The sequence below is a fragment of the Streptomyces hyaluromycini genome, assembly GCF_002217755.1.
Taxonomy (GTDB): domain Bacteria; phylum Actinomycetota; class Actinomycetes; order Streptomycetales; family Streptomycetaceae; genus Streptomyces; species Streptomyces hyaluromycini.
The window spans coordinates 68,567-91,955 of the sequence record NZ_BCFL01000025.1 but is presented as its reverse complement, the minus strand read 5'-3'; the positions used below and the strand labels follow the sequence as shown (position 1 = coordinate 91,955).

5 protein-coding genes are annotated in these 23,389 nt (G+C 73.9%); all 5 read left to right on the top strand.

The window, feature by feature from the left end; genetic code table 11:
* The first annotated feature begins 13 nt into the window (after positions 1-13).
* Positions 14-454 carry a YbaB/EbfC family nucleoid-associated protein gene (locus SSP29_RS58735; protein WP_089104520.1) on the top strand — a complete coding sequence of 147 codons (441 nt, stop codon included), beginning with the start codon at positions 14-16 and terminating at the stop codon, positions 452-454.
* A 61-nt stretch (positions 455-515) separates the two neighbouring features.
* Complete coding sequence (locus SSP29_RS32885; RefSeq protein WP_089104519.1) at positions 516-881, top strand: hypothetical protein; 366 nt, start codon at positions 516-518, stop codon at positions 879-881.
* On the top strand, positions 878-19,732 hold the full coding sequence (locus SSP29_RS32880; protein ID WP_145968977.1) for a WXG100-like domain-containing protein: 18,855 nt from the start codon (positions 878-880) through the stop codon (positions 19,730-19,732). Before SSP29_RS32885 ends, SSP29_RS32880 begins: the two co-directional genes overlap by 4 nt.
* 220 nt (positions 19,733-19,952) lie before the next feature.
* Positions 19,953-21,887 (top strand): hypothetical protein, encoded by a 1,935-nt coding sequence (locus SSP29_RS32875; RefSeq protein WP_218036939.1) that lies wholly within the window; start codon positions 19,953-19,955, stop codon positions 21,885-21,887.
* A 43-nt stretch (positions 21,888-21,930) separates the two neighbouring features.
* Positions 21,931-23,331 (top strand): hypothetical protein, encoded by a 1,401-nt coding sequence (locus tag SSP29_RS32870; RefSeq protein ID WP_089104516.1) that lies wholly within the window; start codon positions 21,931-21,933, stop codon positions 23,329-23,331.
* Positions 23,332-23,389: the final 58 nt, after the last annotated feature.

The following is a 23,389-nucleotide window of genomic DNA, read 5'->3' as shown; positions in this document are numbered from 1 at the left end:
CGGAGGACGGGCGTTGTCCGGGTACGAGCAGGAGATCGATCGGTTGCTGGCGGACTACCGGGCACGGCGGGACGAGGCCGACTCGGTCCGGCGCCGGATCAACGAGGTCACCGGCACCGCGACGGCGCCACGACGGGTGGTGAAGGTGACCGTCAGCGCCCGCGGTGAGCTGGTCGACATCGACTTCCCGACCGGCGCGTTCCGGCGGATGACGCCCAGGGAACTGGCCGACGTCCTCAAGACCACCATCGCCGAGGCACGGGCCGCGGCACTCGCCGAGATCGACTCCATGGTCTTCGACCACGTGCCGCTGGGCCTGTCGCCCTCGGCGCTGCTGTCCGGCACCGCGGACATCGGGGGGCTGCTGCCCGCCGAACCGGAGTCGCAGGAGGCCATGCGGGACTTCCTGAAGCACGGCCTCTTCGAGAGCCGGCGGGACGACTCCCGACCGTAGCCGACGGTATGTCACATGCGTTTCGGTGCGGACGGGTTCGCTGAACGGAAGGGGAATCGGCATGGGTGAGCGATTCGGCGCGGACACCGACGGGATCGGCAAGGAGCTGCCGTATTTCGAAGGGTTCACGAACGACCTGGACGAGAGTGCCGGGAATTTCGAGAACCTGCCCCTGGATCCCGAGATCTGGGGTTCCGACGCCCTCGGCAAGCAGTTCGAGTCACAGTTCGTCCCTGCGCTGCGAAGGCTCACCGACGTCGTGCGCGGGGTGCACGGGGTGAGTCTGGAATTCATGGACGGCACCGATGCCATGCGCGTGAATCTCGGCAAGGTCGGGGACGTCACCACGGAGGCGGCCGAGGGACTGCGGCGCGCCAGCGGCACGTCGGAGCACCGCCCGGCGTCGGGAGCCGGGCCGCACGTATGAGTTTGATGATTCCGCCGGAGCTGGACTGGGTGGCCAAGATCGCGGTGGGCCAGGACTTCCCGAAGGGGGACGAGGACCGGCTGCGTGGGCTCGGCGACGCGGTGGACGCCGCCGCGCAGCATCTGACCCGGCTGGTGGGGGTGCTGGACCCGGCGACGGCGGGGGTGCTGGCCGCGGTCGGCGGCCAGCTGCACGACGAGTACGAGCAGTACACGCGGAACATGGCGACGGTGCTGCCGAACGTGGCCTCGTCGACCAAGGGGCTGGGCGACCTGGCCCGGGAGACCGCCGTGCAGATGGAGTACACGAAGTACTCGCTGCTGCTGCAGATCATCTGGCTGGCGTACGCGCTGACCGAGTTGTTCGCGTGGGGCCTGCCGGAGGCGGCCGCGGCCGTCGTCAAGGGCGTACAGGCGATCTGCCGGCAGATCCTGCTGGCCGCCCTGCGGAACGCGGCGATCGGTACCGCGTTCATGGTGGGCTCGGACGCGGCGGTGCAGGTCGTCCAGTTCCTGAAGGGCGACCGCACCCACTGGGATCTGCGCGACACCCTGCAGGCGGCGGAGGGCGGGGCGATCGGCGGCGCGTTCGCCGGCGTCTTCAACGAGGTCGGGCACATGGTCGCGCCGAAGTTCGCGGCCTCGCTGGCGGGGCAGCTGACCGCGGGAGCGGCGACCGGGGTGGCCACGACCCTGACGACGGACGCCATCAACGGGTTCGACGGCGCCGGCCTCGCCGCCGGACTGGCCGCCGTCTCCGGAGCGGTGGGCGGACTGTACGGGGGCCGCAAGGGCGAGACCCCGGGCGGCGCGGGTGACATCAAACTCCCGGGCCATCTCGACCTCCCCGAGTTCTCCGGGGCGGGTGACCTGTCCGGGCCGCCCGCGGACGGCGACGGGGCGGGTGCCGGTTTCGGGGTGCCGACGCCGGACCAGGCGACCGACGGGGCCTGGCTGCGCGGGCAGTGGGAGGCCGCCGAGCCGGCGGTCGCCGCGCCGGGCACCGACACGGCCACCCCGGCTCATGTGGTCACCGAAACGCCTGACCGGGCAGGGGCCTTCACCGCGGGGACCGCTGCTGCGGTCGGTGCCGGTGCCGGTGCCGGTGCCGGTGCTGGTGCCGGTGAGCCGGTGTCGGCGGGGACCTCCGCGTCGAGTCGCGGGGCAGCGGCGGAGCGCGTCGTCGCGGCGGCGCGGGAACCCTTCGACACGCACTTCACCACCTGGGCCCGCGGCCTCCCCGACGCCGCCACCCGGGAGCACCTGCTCACCGAGCCGGGAGCCGCCGTACGCGTGCACCGGGCCGCATGGCAGGCGTTCAGCTCGGATGTGCGTACGGCGCTGGAGGCGTCGCCCGCCGTGCGCGAAGGGTCCACCGGCACCGGGCAGGCCACCCTCCCGTTCGGCGAACCGGCGGCCGTACCCGGGCTGCTGGACCGCGCGGTGGTCGCCGACATGCGCCAGGTGGCAGCCGTACGCGCCTTCGACGGCGTCGTACCCGCCGCCGGTCACGGTGCGGGTGCCGAGGGCGTCCTGTCGCCGGCCGGGCGGGAGTCGTTGCGCCAGGAGTGGTCGGCGCAGACGCGGGCCGACCACGACGCCGTCTTCGGCCGCCTGGGCGTGGGCGACCGCACCGCGCCGGCCGAGGCGGTCCGGCCCACCGCGGACACGGTCCTCACCGGCAGCGGCGAGACGACCGGAGCGGCCACCCATGCGGAGACCGGGACGCCGACGCCCGACTCGGCCCGGGACGTCACGTCGGCCCACCCGGTCACCGGCACCCATCTCACGGCCGGCGGACCGGAGCGCACGGCGTCGGCACCGGACCACCGGACCGCCGACGAGGCAAGCCCCGCCACGCCCGGCACGGGCCCCGCCACGGCCGCTACCGAAACGGGCCCGACCGCCGAACCCCGGCCCGGCGCGCTCGACCTCGGTTCGCGCACGTCTTCCGACCCGAACACAGCAACGACGGCGGACGCGGGACCGACAACTGGATCGGGGCCGCGGGCGGACGCGGGGTCGAGGGCTGAGACGGGATCGACGGCACGCCCGGCATCGACGGTGGATACGGAATCGATGGCGTATCCGGCATCGACGTCGGACGCGGGATCGACCGTGCATCCGCTGCCGACGGCGGACGCGGGACCGACCACGCACCCGGCATCGAATGCGCACCCGGAATCCACCACGCACCCGGAATCCATAGCGCCCGCGCCGGCCGATCCGCACGCGGCGTCCGGTCCGGTGGTTGTGGAGCGGCGGCCCGAAGCCGTGTGGCAGGAGCGGGTCGCGGCGCGGGTGGCGGAGTTGCCTGCCCAGGTGGACGGCCGGCTCGGTCGTGAGCAGGCCGCACGCGTCGCCGTCGCGGCCGTCCAGAATACCGCCGGGGAAGCGTGGCATCGCATCCTGCCCGCCCTCGGCTCCCGTTTCACCGACACCTTCGGGCTGCGGGACCACCCGCTTGCGGTCGGCCCGGACCGGGAGGCCGCGGCTGCGGTGTCCCTGACCCGCGCCGACCGGCCGCACGCCGAGCGCCCGGACGCGCTCACCGTCACGACCTCCACCGGCGAGGCGGACAACCCCCGCGGAACGTATCTGCGCGAGGCGCAGTACCACGTGGCCAGGGCGGCCGCCCGCGACGCGGCGGTCGGTGGCGCCGTCGCCGAGGCCCGGGCCGTCACGAGGGAGAGCGACGGCCTTCCGCCCGCCCTCGCCCAGCGCCACATCGACACGCATCGCACGCGTGTGGCCGACCTGTTCGACACCGTCGTCCCCGGCCGTTCCCCGCTCGCGGACGCCACCGCGCCGGAACCGGGCAGGGCGCCCACGGCGGACACCTCTCCGGGTGCCGGCGCGCTGGACGCGGCCACCGGCTCCTGGCTCACCCGGCGCGCCGACCTCACCGCCCGGCTCCGCGCCGATCTGGACGCGGCGCGCAGCGTCCGCGAGGCGGCGGCGGCCGCCACCCCGCCGCCGGACCCGGGAGGCACACCGCCCGCCCCGGCCGGCCGGACCACGGACACGGCGGGTCCCGGAAACCGTCCGCCCAGGACCGGGTCCGGCGAACTGCCGGGCTTCACCACCAGGTTGACGACCCCGGACCACGACCGCGCCCCCACCGCCCACGCGCCCGCGGACGCAGCCGCGCCGGTGCCGACGGCAGGCATCGCCGACTCCGCGGCACGCGACGCGTACTGGCGCGGATTCCGGGGGACGCGTGACCGGGCGCTGAACACGCGGCTCGACCTGGAGGCCGGGTTCGAACGGGTCTCGAAGGACGTCCCCGGCGAGGTGGGCCGGGCCGTAGAGCGATTCACGGCCGGGGACCTGTTCGCCGGCCGCCATCTGGAGACCGAGCGGACCGAGGACGGACACCCGCCGGCGTCCGGTACTCCGCGCACCGCCGTAGAGGAGTCGTACCGGGAGCACCTGCACGACGGCTACACGCTGCTCGCGAAGGAGGCGGGCGGCGGAGCGGTGTCCCAGGCGCGGTGGCAGGCGGTGCACGACGCGCTGCGCGAGCAACTGCCCCTGCACGTCGAGCGGATCGTGACACGCCGGCGCGCCCTGGACCTGTTCGCGAGGGAGTTCGACGGGGCGGTGCAGGACTTCCGCCGGGACGACGTGTTCGGCGGACGGCACCTCCCCGAAGGCGGGGACGACGTGGCCGGCCGGCTCCTCCGAGACCCGGCCGCCCTGGCCGACCGGCTGCGGCACCCGGTACCGGACGCCGTGCCCGCCACCCTGGCCGACGTCCGGCTACGGGCCATGCTCGGCCACGCCCGGGCCGTGGACGCGGCGTTCACCGAACGGATCCGCCACGAGGTCACGCGGGCGGTGGACACCGCTCTCGGCAGGAGCGGCGCCGACGGGGAGCGGACGGGCCGGTCGGCGGCCGACCCCTTCGCCGACGACAGCGTGCGGGAACTGCGCGCGAACCTCGACCGGCAGGTGCGCGAACTGAGCGAGCGCGAGCGGTCGATCGGCGGTGCCCTGCGCGTCGTGGACCGCGAACTGGCCGCGCCGGAGGAGGACCTGCGGGGCCAGTACGCGCCGCAGGAGGCGCGCGACTGGGCCCGCCGGTCGTTCCAGGAGGACCTGCGGTCGGCGTTCGCGCGCATCCACGCCGACCCGGACGGGCCGGCGGGGGACCGTGCCGCGGCCTGGGAGAGGCACGTCGAGCAGGCCTCCACCGAGGAGGCGATCGCCGCCCGGCTGGCGTACGCCGAGTACCGCCACCTCCGGACGGCCGAGGCGGAGCGCGCCTTCGAGCAGGCCCACACCGACTTCCAGCGGTCCCACACCCTCACCCCGCTCAGCGAGACCCAGCGCGAGCGGGTCCACGAGGAGTGGACGAAGGTCGCGGAACAGGCCGTCGAGGACCACTGGTTCGGCCACCTCGCCCGCCCCGACTTCCGCAGCCCGCGCCCCGGCGAGGACGGCCTCCGGACCGCCGAACCCCGGGCCTTCACCGACGCCCTGCCCAGGCTGCGGGCCACCCTCCCGGACCGGTTCACGCACGAGACGGACCTGGAGCACGTACTGTCCGACGCGGGCAGGGACTTCCACACCCTCGTCGGCCACCCCGACAGCCGCTTCAGCCACCGGCACTCCGTCCGGGACACCACCCTCGACAGGCTCGGCAAGGCCTTTCGCGGCGAGACCGTCACCGCGTACGACAGGGCCTGGGCGCCGGTGTCCCACGACATCAACGCCTGGCTCGCCCACGAGGCCCGCCACGAGAACCTCTTCGACGAGACCCTGACCGCCCACGCGGCCACCCCCCTCGCACCGCGCGAACCGGACGTGCCCCCCACCCCGGCCCCACACCCGGCCGAACCGGCCACGCCCCCGGCTCCGGACGGCACCCGCGCCGACGACCGGACCAACGGCACCCGCGCCGACGACCGGACCAACGGCACCCGCGCCGACGACCGGACCAACGGCACCCGCGCCGACGACCGGACCAACGGCACCCGCGCCGACGACCGGACCAACGACATCCCGGCCACCGCCTCCGGCCAGGTCCAGGAGCGGCTGCCCGAACCGGCCCGGACCGCGGACCACCCGGTGCTCGACGAGCAACGGCACGACCCGGCCGATCGGACTCCCGGCTCGGCCGACTCCGAACACACCATCTCCGACGCGGGCAGCGACGCCGGCACCCTCCTGGCCGACGACGACACGGTCAGCGAGGCGGCCACCCGCGTCGGCGACGGCACCGGTACGGACGACGCCGGCCTGAAGAAGCCCGTGACGGGAGCCCCGCAGTCCGCGGCCGACATCACGACCTGGCTGAAGGGCCTGACACGTGCGAACGCCGACACGGCAGCGCTGTTCGACCGTGCCGCCCGGTTCCGGGAGGACGTAGCGGTCCATGCGGCCCGACCGTTCCTCGACGAGACCGACGCCGAACCGGGCAGGCTGAAGTGGCCCGGCGGGACGATCGATCTCGGCACGATGGCCGAGCACCGCAACACGTTCACCTCGGCCCAGTTGCTGCACCAGCAGGTGCGTCCCCTCGGCGAGCGGACCGCCCGCGCCGTCGCCGACGGCGGTGCGGGGGTGGGGCTGCCCGAGGCCTCGCAGGCCTCGCGGCGACCGGAGGAGTCCACCGCCGAGGACCGCTCCGCTGCCGGTGCCCCGGCCGGTCGCCATGAGGAATCCGCGGCGTCCTCCGGCGAGATACGTGTGGGGCCGGTGACGACTCCGTACGACGCCTGGAACGCCTTCGCCGAGGCGGAGCCCCGGCGTGCCGAGGAGGTGCTGACCGCCACCCGGTCGCGCTTTGCCGCGGACCTCGGAGACATGGACGACGCGGTACGGCGTGCCTACCCGGCGCTGACCGAGAAGGACCACGGGCGCTCCGTGGTGGACCAGGCGCAACTGCTGGTCAACCAGGTCCTGACCGGGGGGCGGTATGTGGTGGAGGGCGGGGCCTGGGGGCTTGAGGCGGAGCTGGAGGAATTCGATCTGGTGCTGCCGCCGGGGCCGGAGCTTCCGTCGACGCTGTTGGTGTCGCCGACCATGCAGGTGGCGATGGAGGAGACACCGGGTGCTCCGTTCGTCGAACTGGTCTCCCCGCCGCTCGCCGCGGTGCAGGGGGACAACGGCCGAACGACCACGCAGCAGTTCTTCGACCATTTCGGGGCTGTCTGGAATCGGCTGAACGATCTGCCTCTCGGTCGTCCGGTCGCGTTGCTGGAGGTTTTCCCGCCCGCGGAGGGATTCCGGGTCCATCACCAGGTCCAGAACCAGCAGCAGGTCCTCAACGCGGGGATCGTGCGCCGTGGGCGGAGACCGCAGATCTCACCGCAGTACACCGTGGGAGTCCCGGTCAGCGCCATGCACGAGTTCCTGGTGCACGTGCACGACCGGTCGGACAACGCGTACCACATCCTGTCGGCTCTGCGTGCCGGACTGCGGTTCGGGAACGACGCCGCCCGGTCCTATACCGCTCTGTTCCGCCAGGTGGACTTTCGGCGACTGCCTCCGCAGACCGCTGATCTGCTGCCCGGCGACGAGGACGTCAACGCGTTGCGCGGGTTCCTGGGGCTCGTCTACACCCAGGCGAGCGGGCGGGTCTACTTCGGTGCCCAGCGGCGGTATGTGCAGCTGCGCAACGAGGACGTGCCCCTGGAGAAGAATCTCGTGGCGGTGCTCTCCCGGGTCCCGATGGGCCGGATCCGGGCTTCGCTGCCCCCGAACGTCCAGGGCTTCCTGCAGAACCATGCCGCCTGGCTCAAGCAGGAGTTCACCCGGCGGGTGAGACAGAGTCTGCTCGACGACGAGGCCTACGGGCAGGTGTTCCGCAACGCGGGTGTCGAGTCCTTCCCGCTGCTGGCGGTACCGATCGACGACACCGGCACGATCACCGTGGAGCACTATCTGGATTCGGCGCTGTCGGGGTACGCGCGGGTCGTCACGCAGAACGAGGCGTTCGGCGGTCTGAGCGAACTCGCGGCCCCGGACGGCAACCAGGGATTTCTCAACCCTCCGCTGGTCCCTCTGGAGCTGCGTTTCTACGGTGAGGACTCCCTGTCCTTCCCCGAAGTGCGCGACACGTCACTCGCCCTGGTAAGGGTCAAGCAGACTCTTCACCAGAGCGCTCTGTGGCGGGCGGCGCGGAACCAGGATCGGGTCGAGTCGGAATGGCGGTCCCTGCACGGTCTGCTCAACGGCACGCAGCAGGCCGCGACGCGGTTCCTGGCGTTTCTCCACAGCACGGGCGCGCTGGCCGAAGTACTGCCCCAGGACCAGGACCGCCTGCTGCCCGGGCCGCCCGAGACGGTCTCCGGCCTTGCCACCGCTGCCACCGACGTCCAGTACTTCGAGAGCAACAGGGCCCACCGCTTCGACCAGCCCCGGCTTGAGTCCGCTACCGGAACGCTGAGCGGCCTGATCACCGAACTGGACAACCTGTCTCCCGTTCTCGGTCCGCAGGTGCGTCCGTACCTGCAGCGTGCCCGTGCCGCCACGGTCCAGTTGCACGACTCCTTCCGGGGCGCGCTCGCTGCGGCGCAGCAGTCCGCCGGGGCGTCGTCGCACCGGCCGCGCCGGATCTGGGAGGAGGGTCCGCGCTCCTCCGCGCGGGCGGTCGACGTGTCCGTGGTGACCGACGACCGCATGGGCCGTGACGCACGATGGCAGGAGGCGCGGGCCGCCGCGGTCCCCACCGAGGTCAGCCGCACCTGGATCCGCCCCGTGGGACCGGACGCTCCGTACACGGTGGACTCCAGGTTCACGGTGCGTCATCTGCGCCACGAGGGCCGGCCGGTGACCGATCTGACCGTGCGGGTCGGCATCGGCGAGAGTCATGACCTGGCCCCGGAACAGATCACCGAGATGCGGGAACGGGCACGCGAAGGAGCCGCGTATCTCAGCACCGCGGACATCGTCCCCGAACTGCCGGACGGGAGCCGGGTACACGTCACGCTGCAGTTCACGGACGATCCCGACCACCCGCTGCCCCCGCACGACCAGGGCCCGCCCCATCTCACCGTCGCCCTCAGCCGCGACACCGGCCTGCCCATGACCCTCACCCGCTGGCAGGCCGAAGCCGCACCCATCCGCTACGCCCACGAGATCGCCCACCAGCTCGGCCTGCGCGACAGCCCCGGGATTCCCGGCACCCTCATGGGCGACTTCGGCCGGGATCCCGAAACGGGCTGGACGGAAAACGGCCTCACCCCCGACACCCTCCGCCCCCGCGACGTCCAGCTCCTCCACCACCTCATCGGCCCCCACCCGGACACCGTCACCACAGCCAGCGCCACCCACGGGCCGGCCGACGAGCCCGGGGCCGGGGACCGCGGCATCATCGCTCTGTCGAAGACGACCCCGTACGACGCGTGGAACGCCTTTGAAGCCGCGGACCCGGGTGCAGCGCACGCCGTGTTGGAGGCGGCCCGGGAGCGCGTCCCGGACGAGTGGGGGGACAGCGAGGACGCGATCAAGCGGGCCTACGGCTCGCTGACGCCGGATCAGAAGGCCCAGGGGCGGCTGGTCCAGGCCGACATGCTGGCCAATATCGTCCTCACCGGCCAGGCCTACGCCGGTCCGCGAGGCGGCGCCGTCGGGATGGAAGCCGAACCGGGCTGGGTGCGTGTGCACGTGCCTGACCATCTCGACAGCGAGGTCCTCGGGGGTTACACACCGGTCGTGAGCGGCCGCACCCTGGACGTGGTCCTGGACGGCGTCACCAGAGGCCAGGCGATCCTGGAGGTGGTGAGCAAGCCGCTCGCGGTCCTGGACGGTGACCATGGCCGGCCTGCTCCGGAACAGTTCTTCCACGAGTTCGACGCCCTGCGTAACCTGCTGGTCGCGAGCAACGGCCGGACTGTCGGCGACGTCTTCTCCGGAAGCAACGACTTCACCCACCTGCCGGAACTCGCCCACATGCCGCTCGTCCATCGCAGGTCCAGGCTCGGGCTCGACTGGTACGGCATGCACTTCACCGTGGGGATCCCCGTGTCCTCGCTCCACGAACACCTGATCCATGCACGCGAGCACGCTCCGCGGGGCCTGTTCCGGGTCAAGCAGTACATCGACAACGGACTGCTGCTCGGCAACGAGATCGCCGCGCTCTACGCCACGCAGGCCATACCGGCCCTGTCCCACCGCCCGCTTCCCGGGCACGCGGCGGAACTGCTGGCCGAGCACGACGACATCAGTGCGATACGCGGCTTCCTCGCGCTCATGTTCACTCAGGCCAGTGCCGTGGGCTCCTGGTACGCGCTCTCGCACCACAGTTCGAAGACGAATGTGCCGCTGGGGAAGAACCTCACGGTCGTGGCTTCCCGCACCTCGCTCGCGGGCATCAGGGCAAGTCTTCCGCGGCACCTTCGGGAATTCCTCGACGGCAACGCCGATCACATCAAGGACCGTATGGGGGAGTACTTCCGGCGCGCCCTGCGCGTGGACCCCGAGCACGGCGGAGAGTTCCGCCGCCTGACCGACGGTCCCCCGGAAACCCTCTTCGACCTGGCGAGCGTACGTCCGGCAGAGGACAGTCCGAGCATCGGCGAGTACCTGGACGCCGGGCTGCGTGACGCGCCTCCGGTCGACGGCGCGGACCAGGCCTTCATGCTCGGGATGCACACCGCTTTCGACGGGTTGGACGACAACGGGGGCCGTCTGCGCGTACCGCTCGTCCTGGTGGAGATGCGGGGCTATGGACCGGCCCTCTCGACGCCCGACGAGGTCCGAAGGTGGTTCGGCACGCTCGGGACGACGGCAAGGGCCATGTACGAGGCGGCCGTCGGACGCCGGGAGCGAGCGGTCCCGCAGAGCACGATCAACTGGGTCGGCGCCCTGATGGCCAACGGGCACCCCGTCGCGGCCGCGTTCCGGGATTTCCTCGATGCGATGACGACGCTGGACACGGCTCTCCCCCAGAATGTCAACGACGGCCTCGTCCTGACCGCCGAAGGCATCAACGTCATCGCCAGGGGCGTCGGGGTGGCGGCCGGCAGCCCCCATCCGTCCTGGCGGCAGTGGGCGGTGACGGAGCAGGCAGGCGACCATCTGAACGCGCTGGCCCAGCGCATCACCGGCTGGTATCCGGCAACGCACCCCGAACTGCACGGGGTGCTGGGGCATGCCGTGCGGCAGGCGGAAGAGCTGCGGAACCGGCTCCGGGCCGCCCGTCCCGCCCAGACCGGCGGTCGGAGGCCTGCCACCGGTCCGCGCGGGGACTACGCCGGGGATCAGCTCGCGGCACGGATGGGCGGGCTTCGGCTCGACGCCCCCGGTGGGGCCGCCGCTTTCCCGCCCGCACCACCGCCCACCGGAACCGGGACCCAGCGGGGAGGAGCAGCCGGAAACGCTGCACGCGGCACGGGCACGCGACGTCCGCCGCACCGGGGCCCCTTCATCGGAATGGCGCTCACGGAGGACGCCATGCGCGCCGGCCTGGAACGCACCCTGGCCGACGCACGCAACGCCCAGCCCCCCAACCCCGCGCTCATCTCCCGGCTGGAGGAGGCGCTGGAGTCCCGGCTCGCCGGCGCCCGCACCCGACCCGCCGACGTGCAGCCGGCATCCGTGCAGTCCCCGGTGACGAGCGACGCATCGGTCGGGCCGGCCAGGGCGGACCAGCCACTCGGCAGCCCTCCCCGAACAGTGACGGATGATCACGGGCTGCCGGATCGTCCTGGCCCCGAGGACGTTCCCCGTACGGACGTCGAGACCAGTGATGCCACCGAGCCGGCGAAACGTCCCCCCTGGTACGCCGAGCACGGCATGCTCGGTGTGCACACCCTCCGCGGCGCCGACGGCTGGTCACGCGACGAGGCGAACGGCCATGCCCGCGAGATCGCGGCGCGGCTCGCCGACCGGGAACTGGCCCGGGCCGTCGAACCGCACATCGCCGAACTGCTCACCGCGGAGGGGCCCGCCGAGTGGCATACCCTCCTGGCCGGCGGGCGGATGGTGCCGCTGGACGGGCGGGTGGTGTGGCTGCGTCCGGTGCTGCACAACTTCAGGGCGGCCCAGGCGCCGGCGGCGGCCGACGCGGTCCGCGACTACGAGGTGCGGTACGCCGCCACCTCCGTGCAGAACTCCGAGACCCGGGCGACCACCCGGGCCGCCGACACGCTGCTGTTCGCCGCCCTGAACCTCAAGACGGCGGTGGCCTCGGCGTTCGTGGGGACGCCGGTGATCACCGGCCAGGCGGAACGGATCACGAACACCAAGGTCAAGCAGGACGTCGTCAGCGGGCGCAAGGTATTCGTGGCGGACGTCAACGCGTTCGACGCGGATCTCCGGGTCGAGATCTTCGCCGACGGGCAGCGGAGCGACCCCGGGCAGCCGTACTCCGTGCCCCGGGCCATGACCGTGGAATTCCCGGACGCCTACTCACAGCCCGACGAACCCGTGGTCGCGCCGGGCGGGGAACCCGTCGCGACGCCGGCGGAGGCGTCGGCGTCGACGAGCGGCCCGCAGGCTGCCCGAGGCCCACGGCCCAGGCTGGCCGGCGAGGTGGTCAACGCCCTCGACACGGCCCCCGTCGTCGTCGCGCTGCAGCGCGCGCTGCGCGCTCAGGCGCTGAACCCGCGGATCACCGCGGAGGTGGTCCGCGAGGCCACCAAGCTGCTCAACGAGTCCACCCTGCTCGACCGCAGCCGGTGGTCGTTCACCAGCGGTGACCCGAGCAACCCCGTCGTGCGGGGCCTCAACCTGCCCGGCCTGCACGGCTTCGACGGCCATTTCCGGCTCCGTACCGACATCGTCGGCCTCCAGCTGATCGGGTTCGCGCCGTCCAGGACCCGGCAGGACCTCGGAGTCGGCCTCGCCCGGCTCGACGGGCACGGCGGCAAGAGCGCGATCACCTACAGCGTGCTCGCCAACGTCAGCGGACTCAACGTACCGACCCTGTCCGAACGGGTCCGCGCCTTCGCGCCGCTGGGGGGTCTCGGCCTCGGTACGGGCCGGAAGTGGAGCCATACGCTCACCTCGCAGCCCCTCTCCCACGCCATCCTCAACACCGACACGATGCAGGCCCGGTACCGGGCGAGGGTGCGGGTCAACGTCGAGTGGACGAGCCGCAGCCACCCGCGGCTGGGCACGGTCGACGCGCTCACCGACGCGGACATCAGCGTGCCGTGGCGCGACGGCGCGGGCGCCCGGGAGTTCGAGGAGCACGTCCTCGGCGGGGTGCACAGCCCCGCCGTACGGGACGCGGGACCCGTCGTGGAGCGCGGCCCGGTCGCCGCGCAGCCGCATGTGCGGGCGCTGCTGCGGGAGGCGGGGATCGCCCCCCGCCGCACCGAGGTCCGCCCCGCGCGCCTGGACACCCCGGTCGAGGAACAGGTGCGCCGGGCCAGGGCCCTGCCGGCCGCCGAACCGCCGGCCCTGGCGCGGCGGCACGGCATCGGCTACGCCGTAGCCGCCGCCCTGCCCGGTGCCGCGCTGGTCGAGGAGCACTTCCGGTCGGCGGTGCGGGACCTGGCCGGCCGGGACCGCGGTGTCTCCTGGGCGCTGGTCGACCGGCAGCTGTCGTCGTACTTCGGCCAGCCGGCGCTGGAGGGCGAACTGCACAACCTGCTGGCCGGGGTGGCGCACACGATCCACGTCGGCGACCGTCGGCTGAGGCTGTCCGTCCGGGCCCATCTGCTCGACCACCGGGGCACGGTGTCCTATCCGATGACCGTCAACAACCGGGCGGCCGTCGGCGAGACGCTGGCCGCGCGCGTCGACACCACACGCACCGTCTCGGGCGGCCTCGGCGCGGCCGTACGGTTCAAGGTCAGCTCCGCGGCGCGGCTGCAACTCGGAGGCCTGCGCTTCCGGCTGCGTGCCGACGCGGGCCGTGCCGAGGGTTTCACGGACGTCGCCAAGAGCTACCGGCGCATGGAGAACGTCAACGACGTCGACGAGCACCGCTACGACGTCGTCTACGAGTTGTCCCTGGTACCCGAGAACCGGCCGCGGGAGGCGGCGCGCTGGTGGATCGACGAACCGGGGCTGCTGGCGCAGATCGTGGTGCCGCAGGAACACGCCCCGCGGGAGCATCCCGCGCCCGGGGAACTGCTGGGCGCCGGGAACGTGTCGTTCTCCAGGAGCTGGCCGGGCGAGCACTCCAGTGGCCGGCCGGGCGAGCGCGAGGCCCGGTTCGACTTCCACCGGGGATCCGGGGGCCTGTACCCGGCGTTCCCGCACAGCCCCTCCCTCGAAGCCCTGGCCGCCGACCTGTTCTCCCGGGTGCACGGGCTGCCGCAGAGCCGCCCCGGGCGGGAGCCGCTGCTGCCCGAGGCCCTGTCCGCGGCGACCCGGCCCGGCGACCTGGCGGCGTACTTCGGCCAGCTCGTCGAGGCGAGCGGCCGGGTCGTGCGGCTGCCGGACGTGAACGGCTGGCACTCGACCATGAAGCTGCGGCTGCGCGGCTACCGGCCGCGCCGCGCTCCGGAGGCGGCCGGTACCGGCTCCACCGAGATCGAGCAGTACGCCCAGGCGGTCGCCCGCCGCTCCGAGCGGCGGAACCTGGGAGTGTCGCTGACCTTCCAGGCCGGGCTCGGGCCGCAGCTCCGATTCGGCTCCGACCTCGGCAACGACGCGGAACTCGCCGACGCACACGGCGCGGAGCACCTCGACGCCCACCGCCCCGGCGGGCGGGTCGTCGCGTCCGCGCACGCCGAGATCGGCTGGCAGCCCTACAACAGGGCGCGCGAGCGGGACAGGGGCGCGATCGAGGTCACCCGGGCGACCTACGCCGACTCGGTCGCCTTCCGGGCGGACGCCGCCTACGAGGTGACGGTGACCCGGTGGAAGCCGGGGCGGGACCCGCAGTCGGTGACGCGCTATCTGCGGGTCACCGACGGGATGGAGCTGCTGGCGCCGGCGCGCAGGGTCGAGGACATCCTGCCCGAGGAAGCCCCCGCACCCGCTCCCGAACCGGCCCCCGCACCGCACCCGGCTCCCGCCCCGCACCCCCCGGTCGCCGAGACCGCCGTCCCCGAGACCGCCGTCCCCGAGACCGCCGTCCCCGAGACCGCCGTCGCCGAGACCGGTCGTACCGGCGAGATCACGCGAGGCTACCTGGGCGGCCGGCTCCTGCCCGCCGCGTCCCATCCGGAGCTGCTCGACGCGGACTCCGTCCTGCCGTACCTCGTCGAGCGCCTCGCCGGCCGGGGCGTACTGCGGGCCGGCGCGGCCGACAAGGGGACCCCGCTGTGGCGGTCCCTCCAGGCGGCGTTCCGCTCCGAGTCGCTCACGACCCAGTGGTCCGCGCTCACCGACGGCGGTGTGCGGCGGTGGTTCCCCGTCCACGCCGAGGAATCCTCCGCGCTCTCGGGCTTCGCCGGCACCAGCCACTACCTGTGGGTGAACGTCGAGGTGACGGACATGGCGGCCGCCCACGCCCATCGCCACCGCGACGGGGTCAGGCTCACCCTGCGCGGCGAGTCCGTCACCGACGAGACGAACGTCCGCGGCCGGGGCACCTCGCACGGCTTCGGCGTGGAGGTCGAGGCGCGCGGCGGCGAGCGGGTCCCGGAGAACGACCGGCAGGTCCACGGCGCCCTGGGCGTCACCGCCGGGCTGGTCGGCCGGGACATCCGCACGGTCACGGCCGTGCACAAGGACGTCGACATCTACCGGGCCGACACCCGGGACTCCTCGGAGGAGTTCACCCACCGGCTCGGCTTCCGGGTGCGGATGGGCGTCACCACGCAGCTGCCGGAGGTCCTGGGTTCCGTCGGCCGGACACTGGTGGGTGCCGCCGCGCTGATCGCGCGCCCGTTCGGCACCCGGCACGTGGTGGAGAACGCCTGGTACCGCCACCAGCCGTGGAGCTGGCAGCACAGCAGCGACGGCACCCCGCTCGGCGGCGAGGTACGGCTGCTGGTCCCGTCCCATCTGACGGTCGCCCTGGACGGGACCCCCGCCGGATCTCCGCTCACCCGGATGCCGGTCGGAACCCCGCGCTGGAGCGGCCCCGACGGCACCACGGCCCGGCCCGGACCGGAGCCACGCCGGATCGCGGACCTCCTGGCGGAACTCCACCCGTGGGACGTGCCGGCCGCCCGGGCGGTACGCGAATGGGCCAAGGTGGCCGGCACGCCGAGCCGCAAACAGCCCGACCTGGAAGCCGCCGGTACCCGTGACGTCCCGGCCGTCGGCCTGCTCACCCGGCACGGACTCCGCTACCACCAGGAGACCGCCCATTCCGCACTCCGCGCCCGGATCTCCCGCCTCCTCGCCCACGACTACCAGGTCGACGTCGCCGGCCGGACGGTCACCGTCGGCTTCGAGCTGACCTCCGCACAGCGGCTGCACCCCGACGGCCAGGACGTGCCCTTCAAGGCCCGGCGCTACCAGCCGGGCGGCAGGAGCGAACACGTGGGCGCCGAGCGGGACGCGGGCCGGTACGCGGGCCTCATCCCCGAAGGCGGCGGCAGCGGGGGCGGCGCGGTCGCTCTGATGGGTCGCGAGATCCTGGAAGCCGGCCGGGAGCGGGGCGACGGGATCGACGGCGGCGTCGCGGAGACGGTGGAGCACAACCGCGCCGGCACCCGGTCGTACGCCTACTACCGCTTCGGTGTCGACGTCGTCCTGCGGGGCGTCGGCGGGCGGGAGCTGCGCGTCCACGTACCGGACGGCCTGACCGGGATGCTGCCGGTCGCCGACGGCCGGCTCGCGGCCGCACTCGTGGCGGAGCTGGGCCACCTCTTCGCCGGGCCGGCGCAGGTTTCCGGCTCGCGGGAGGAGTTCGACCGGGAGGCCGCGTCGGCGGAGACGTTCCTCGGCAAGCAGCGGCCCGACGTGACGAGGTACTGGGAGGCCAGGGCCACCGCCCTGATGGCTCAGGAGCATGAGCCGCCGCCGGTCCGGCACGCGGAGATGACGGAGGGGGACGCGGCGAGACTCGCCGTGCACGAGAAGATCCGGTCGGTCATCGCCCGTCAGCTGTACCGGGACCGCGACGCGGCCGATCCGGAAGGCGCGGCCCGAAGGCTGTCACGGGACGCGGGGGACCTTCTCGGAACGCGGCGCACGAACTCCGCGCAGGCCCAGGCCCTTGAGCCGCACACCCTGGACCCGGACCAGCTGCTTCTCGACGCGACCAACGCCGAGCTGAGGAGGCTGAAGTGGCCCGGCGGAGCCACCGACCTCGACACCGTGCTCCAGTACCGCAACACGTTCACGCCCGCCCAACTGCGATACCAGCCCGCGCGTCACATCGGCGAGCGGATCGCCCGCACCATCGCCAACCGCGGCGAGAGTGTCGAACTGCGGGCAGGCTCGCCCGCCTTGCGGGGGAACGACGAGGGCGGGTCGCAGCGCAGGTCCGGGCCGTCCACCCCGTACGGCGCCTCGGGCCATCGCGCGGCGGCCCGCGGCGGGACCCCCGGACCGGTGGCCGGTCCCTCCCGGCGTGACGGAGGCGTGGCGGGGTACCGGAACGCCGGCGAACTGGTCGCCGATCTGCGCCAGGCGGCGGTCATGCCCGCGGTGGGCCCGTTCCAGCAGCACGGAGCCCTGGGGCCCGACCTGTTCGGTCTGCGCCAGGCGCCCGCCGTCCCGGCTGTACTGAGGAACCCGCGCGGCATGCCGTACGACTACTCGCGGCTGTCCGCCGACGAGAAGGTGGAGTTCCTGCGGCGGGCGGACCTGCGGGCGCAGACACCGGGCCGGGACATGGACCCGGTCGGATGGGGCGTGGCACAGGGACAGTTCAGCTACTCCCGCCGGCTGGCCGGCCGGGAGTGGCACTTCGGTCCCTCCTCCCGGCACCGTGAGCTGCTGGCCTCCGACACGCTGGAGATGCCCCGGCTGGTCCACGCCATCTGGCTGGGCGGTCCGCTCAACCCGGCCGACGCCCCGCAGTTCTGGGAGCGGTTCTACGGCGGCGCACGCCGCTTCGGCAACGAGGCGACCTTCGTGCTGTGGACCGACGTACCGCGTGCGGAGATCCGGGACGCCCTGGCAGGAGCGGGGCAGGGCGCGCCCGCCGGCACACGGGCCGCCAGGGTCCGGGACCTCGTCCGGTGGGCGGCGGACTCCGGCGTTCACCTGGTCAACGTCGACGAGGTGTTCAACGCGAACCGCCCGATGCGGCTCAACGACGCCTTCCGGACCGAGCTGGCGAAGAGGACCGGGCCGGGCTGGGCCGCCGCGAGCGACCTGCTGCGGGTGGCGGTCGTCAAGGAGTTCGGCGGCCTCTACAACGACGGCGACCAGGTGATCGACAGCCTGGCGGACCTGCGCGGCATCGGCCAGGAGAACCGTCGGGAGACCTACGCGATCTACGCCGAGAGAAATCCGCAGAGCGGTCAGGTCAACATGGCGAACGGAGTCGTCCTCGCACCGGCCGGCCACCCGGTCCTGACCATGATCGAGGACATGTACGAGCGCAACTACACCCTGACCCAGGGGCAGCTCTACCAGCCTTACCTGCCGGCCATCAACGCCCGCCAGATCGACATGAACCTGCACCGTCACTCCGTCATGTTCAGGACGGGGCCCAGCAGTTTCAGCGGCCTGTTCGGTGATCTGGGGTACGCCCGCACCCTGCCTCCCTCCGTCGCGCACATCACGGTGCATTCCGAGAACACCTGGCGGACAGCACCGCCGCCCGGAGGCGGCGCCGAGCAGTGGTCGAGGGACCGCACGCTGGATCTCGCGAAGAACCTCGCGCACTCCGCGGTGCGGGGCCTGTACAACCGGAACGGCGATCTGCACGTCACCGGGTTGAACGAGGCCCTCCAGAAGTCGTCGCACCCGGACAAGGACCTGGTGTGGCGAAGTGTCTTCCAGTTCCTGGGCTCCCGGGAGGACCTGAGGACTCAGGTCAGGACGGTCACGCTCGACTCCTGGGAGGGCGGCAACCAGGGCTGGGTGTCGGTCCAACTGCCCCAGGACGTCAGGGACATGATGCAGTTCACCCCGGGTCAGCAGCCGTTCGAGTGGCTCTCGGAGTACTCCCGGTGGGCGACCCTGACACGGGCACCGGCACAGGCACCCGCACAGGCCCGGAGCCAGCAGTGGCACGGTACGGCCGGAGGTGCGCCCGCCACCGCTCCTACCGCGGACTCCGAGCGGGATCCCGCGTCGGCCGGGCCCTCCTCGCGCGCGCAGGAGACGCGGCCGGACGAGGCGGAGCCCCACCGGCCGCCGGCCGAGCCCGCTTCGGGCGCCCTCGGTGTTCGCACGGAGGGCGCCGAGGGCGCCGTGGCGCCGGACCTCGCGGAGCGGTTCGACGCGCTCGCGGAGGCCCTGGTCAAGGACCGCGGCACGGCGGTGGGGGACGCCACGGCGGCGTACCACCGGGACGAGGGCGCCGCAGAGATCCTGATCGGGAACGACACCGAGACCGTGCTGGCGCGTCAGCGGCGCGCCCTCCGCCTGTTCACGGCGGCCGAGGAGAGGCAGCCCGGGCAGGACCGCCACCGAGAGCTCCTCGACCGGCTGCGCGCCGTCCACGCGGCTCTCGAAGCCACCTCGCGGGCACCGGCCGAGCCCGGGGCCGAAGTGCCGCCACTGCTCCTGCACCTGGTCCACGACCGGCTGCGGGACCTGCGGTGGGACACGGCCTTGCCGGACGACACGCTGGTGGGTGCGGTCCGCGGCGCGCTGGGCGAGGACTGGCGGCACCGCCCCGACCACGAGGTGGGCGACGAGGTCGCGCGCCGTATCGCCGCGGTACTCGCCCCCATCGCACAGCCGCACGGCGGCATGCCCGACCGGACGGTGCTGCTGGGGCACGTACAGCGCATCGCCGGCGACCGGGGACCCGAGATCACCGAGGAGCGGCTGCGCGCCGCCCTCGCCGGCCTGCCCCCGGCCGACTGGACCCTTCGTGAGGATGCCCTGGCCGAACGCCTGGCCGCCGGCGTGCTGGACGGGTGACGACTGCCGTGGGCGGGTCCGCGGCCCGTCCGTTCGTACCCGCGATGCTGCCCGTAGGGCTCGACTTGGGGCCGGCACGCCAACGCCCCGGCGCGGCCTGGCGAACGGCAAAACCCCTGATCCAGGCGGTACTTGAGGCCGGCGAAGGCCGGGCGCGGGTGCTGCCCGGGACCGCCGTGACGGGGCTCCGCTCGATTATCGTCCGAAGGGTGACGGTGACATGGGTGGCTCCTGTAACCCGGAGCCGACGATGAGCGGGCGGTCCGCCCGGCGGGGTACGGGCAGGCGCCGTGCGGACCGGCACGGCGACGAGGCGGCCCTGGAGATCACCGGTGCGGACGGCGTCCTCGCCGTGCACGCGGCGGGCCAGTCGCCCGACCATCTCGTGGGCGTGGCCGCCGAGTTGCGGCAGGGGCGCCCCACGGACCACGTGACCGTACTGGTGGGCGCCGGCTTCGAGGCGCCCGAGACGCTCCGCGCCCGGCTGGCCCCGGCGCTCGCCGAGGCCCACGCGGCCGGTGCGCGCGTGCTCCGGCTGGTGATGTCCGGCGCCGCCGCCGACCGCCCCGACCGGCCCGCCGCCGCACGCGCGTTCAGCGAGGCGGGGCCGTTCGAGGTCCTCGCGCCCCGCGGCCTCGTCGTCGTGGCCCCCGGCGGCACCCTCTTCGCACCCGACCTGCCCGACATCCCGGGCGGCTGGTGGAACTTCTCCTCCGGACTGGTGCCCCGCCGCGTCGGCACCCGGCTGCCGGAACCGCAGTGGCAGGCCGCGGTGGAGCGCACCGCCCCGGCGGTCGTCGGCGGCTGCGTGGTGGAGCAGATCCCCGCGGGACTGCTCGTCCTGCCCACCGGAACCCCGCCGGAGGGCGCCTCCGCGCTGCGGTACGCGGTGCCGCCCGACGCGGCCGGTCCGCTGCTCGTCGTCGGCTCCTCCCGGACCGCGACCGTGCCCGCCGACGCCCTCGCCGAGGTGATCGCCGCGCTCCCCGCCCAGGTGCGCGGCACCGTACGGCTCGTCCCCGGCGGCGGCGCCGACCTGCTCCCGGTCGGCCGGCACGTCGCGGACCTGCTCGGCATCCCCGTCCAGGTGCTCAGCGGACTGCCGCTGCTGCTGGACGACCTGGAACGCGCCGACGACCGCGGCCGGGCCGGCACACCGCGCGTGGTGCTCACCGACGAGACCGGCGAGCCCTCCTGGCGGCCCTACGTGGAGACCGTCACCTGTGTGCCCTCGGACGGCGGTGCCGCGCCCGCGCCGCGCCTGGGCACCTGGCGGCCGCCCGTCAGCGGACTGCGCCCGGGACTCGAACCCGGAGCCATGATGCTCGACCGCAAGTGGGAGGTCGTGGTCACCAGGGCGGGGCTCTGGATCGGCCCGAACGGCCTTGCGGTACCGGAGGACATCGCCGCCCGCCCCGTCCTGCCCGAACTCATGACGGTGGACGTCGGCGTGCCGGGCGAGCCGCTCGACGACTCGGTCTGGGAACCCCTCGACCGCCTCTTCACCGCCCTCCAGGACGACGTGCGCGAACGCACCCTCGTCCAGCTGCAGGGCGACGGCTCGGACGACGACCTGCGCGCGGTGCGCCGGCTGGCCGTCGTCCACGGCCTGGCCGTGGCACCGCGCGGCTGGCAGGGCGCGGCGGGGACGTCCGCCGCCGCGGAGCCCGCCGTAGTACCCGGGCCGGTGGTGCGGCCGGACTTCGCGCTCCAGGCGGAGCCGGCCGAGGAGCCCGCCGAGAACGTACGGCCCGAACCGGCGGTGTCCGCCGCAGCGGGACAGCAGCCGGAGCCCGGGACCGGATCCGGCACCGCACAGCGGCACGAGCCGGGCCAGAAGCGCGAGCCGGACCAGAAGCACGAGCCGGACCAGAAGCACGAGCCGGACCAGAAGCACGAGCCGGACCAGCGGCACGAGCCGGACCAGCGGCACGAGCCGGACCAGCGGCACGAGCCGGAGCAGGAGCGCGAGCCGGAGCAGGAGCGGAAGCGCGCTCCGGGAGGGGCCGCAGGCGGGGCGTTGCGGCTCGTCGCCGAGCCCGTGCCGAGGCCCCCCGCCGTCACCGTCACCTTCACACCGCCGGCCGCGACGCCCCCGCCCCCGCCGGGACAACAGCCCGGCGCGCACGGGGAGATCTCCGGTTCACCGGGGTGAAGTCCGGGCGCCGGCCACCACCAGAAGACCACGAGGAGAACGGATGACCCCCACGCACCAGCCGGGCGCCCGGCCGCCCGGCACGGATCGCACGGCTCTCGGCGATCCGCCGAGGGCCAGGCGGATACGCCGCGCCGCCGCCATGCCCATGCACGACGGCGACCCGGACGGCACGGCCGCCTCGGCCGCGCTCGCGCACGCCCAGGCCGTCGCGGCCGGCGTCGCGGCCCGGGCGGCGGTCACCGCCGTCGCCGAGGAGCCGACGGCCCCCGTCGTACCGGCGCCCGCCGAGACCCGCCCGGACGTCGTCACCCGCCTGCGCCGCACGGGCGCGACGGCGCGCGGCTTCCGCCCCGACCCCGGCGGCGACCAGCCGGGTCCGGTCACACGCGGCGCCCGGCCGAAGTCCGGCCCCTGGCCGCTGGTCGCCGCGGCCGCGGTGGCGGGCGCGGTCCTGGTCTCCGTGCCGCTGGCGCACAAGGGCGAGAAGCAGACCACCGACGTGGAAGGGCTCGACCGCGTGGCGCCGGTGGCCACCTCCGGCAGCGGCGACCTCTCCAGCGACGGCGACAGCAGCCCGGTCCCGTACGCCACCCCGCAGCAGGGCACGCGGAACCCGGCCCAGAGCGGTACGGCGACGGACGACGACCTCGGCGCGGGCGGCACACCGGCGCCGACGCCGACACCCTCCCCGAGCGGCAGCCGGACGCCGCACGCGTCGCCGAGCGGGGACGGCACCCCGAAGACCGCCGCGCACCAGCACACCGCACCCCGCACCTCACCCAGCGAGAGCCGAACGCCGCGCGTGCCGTGGGCGGACGCGCTCCTGGACGAGTCGGACGACCGGACCCCGGGCACGGACGACAAGGCCACGAGCCCGCCGCGGACAGTCGCCGACCGGCCGTCGGCGGTCACCGAACGGGCGGTCACCCCGCGCGCGACCGCCGAGAAGCAGCAGGTCCACCGGACAACGACCGCTCAGAAGCAGACAGTCGAGAAGCGGACGGTCGAGGAGCCCACGGCCGAGAAGCCCACGGCCGAGAAGCCGAAGGCCACCGAGAAGCCCAAGGCCAGTGCCCGTCCGAGCGTCGCCGCCGCCCCGCACCAGTGGGGTACCCGGGTGGTCAACGCCACCACCGTGCTCGGCGCGGGGCAGTCCGTGTCCACGGACCACGTGCGCCTCGCCATGACGTCGACCGGCAATCTGGTCATCACCGACACGAACGGCACGGTCCTGTGGTCCGCCGGAACCTCGGGCGCGGGCAACCGGGCGGTGTTCCAGGCCGACGGCAACTTCGTCGTCTACGGCTCCGCCGACCAGACCCTGTGGACCGCGGGCACCGCCGGGAACAACGGCGCCGAACTGGTCCTCCAGGCCGACGGCAACGTGACGGTCCTGACCTCGTCCGGCACCGTCGTCTGGGCGTCCGGCACCGTGCACTGAGAGCCGAGGCACCCGTAGGACGAAGACGGTCCCCCGCTGCACTCCGCGGCGGGGGACC

What these genes read in the sequence shown, in the direction of transcription:
- SSP29_RS32885 (WP_089104519.1), top strand. Translation starts at nt 516, where the DNA reads ATGGGTGAGCGATTCGGCGCGGACACCGACGGGATCGGCAAGGAGCTG.
- SSP29_RS32880 (WP_145968977.1), top strand. Translation starts at nt 878, where the DNA reads ATGAGTTTGATGATTCCGCCGGAGCTGGACTGGGTGGCCAAGATCGCG.
- SSP29_RS32875 (WP_218036939.1), top strand. Translation starts at nt 19,953, where the DNA reads ATGGGTGGCTCCTGTAACCCGGAGCCGACGATGAGCGGGCGGTCCGCC.
- SSP29_RS32870 (WP_089104516.1), top strand. Translation starts at nt 21,931, where the DNA reads ATGACCCCCACGCACCAGCCGGGCGCCCGGCCGCCCGGCACGGATCGC.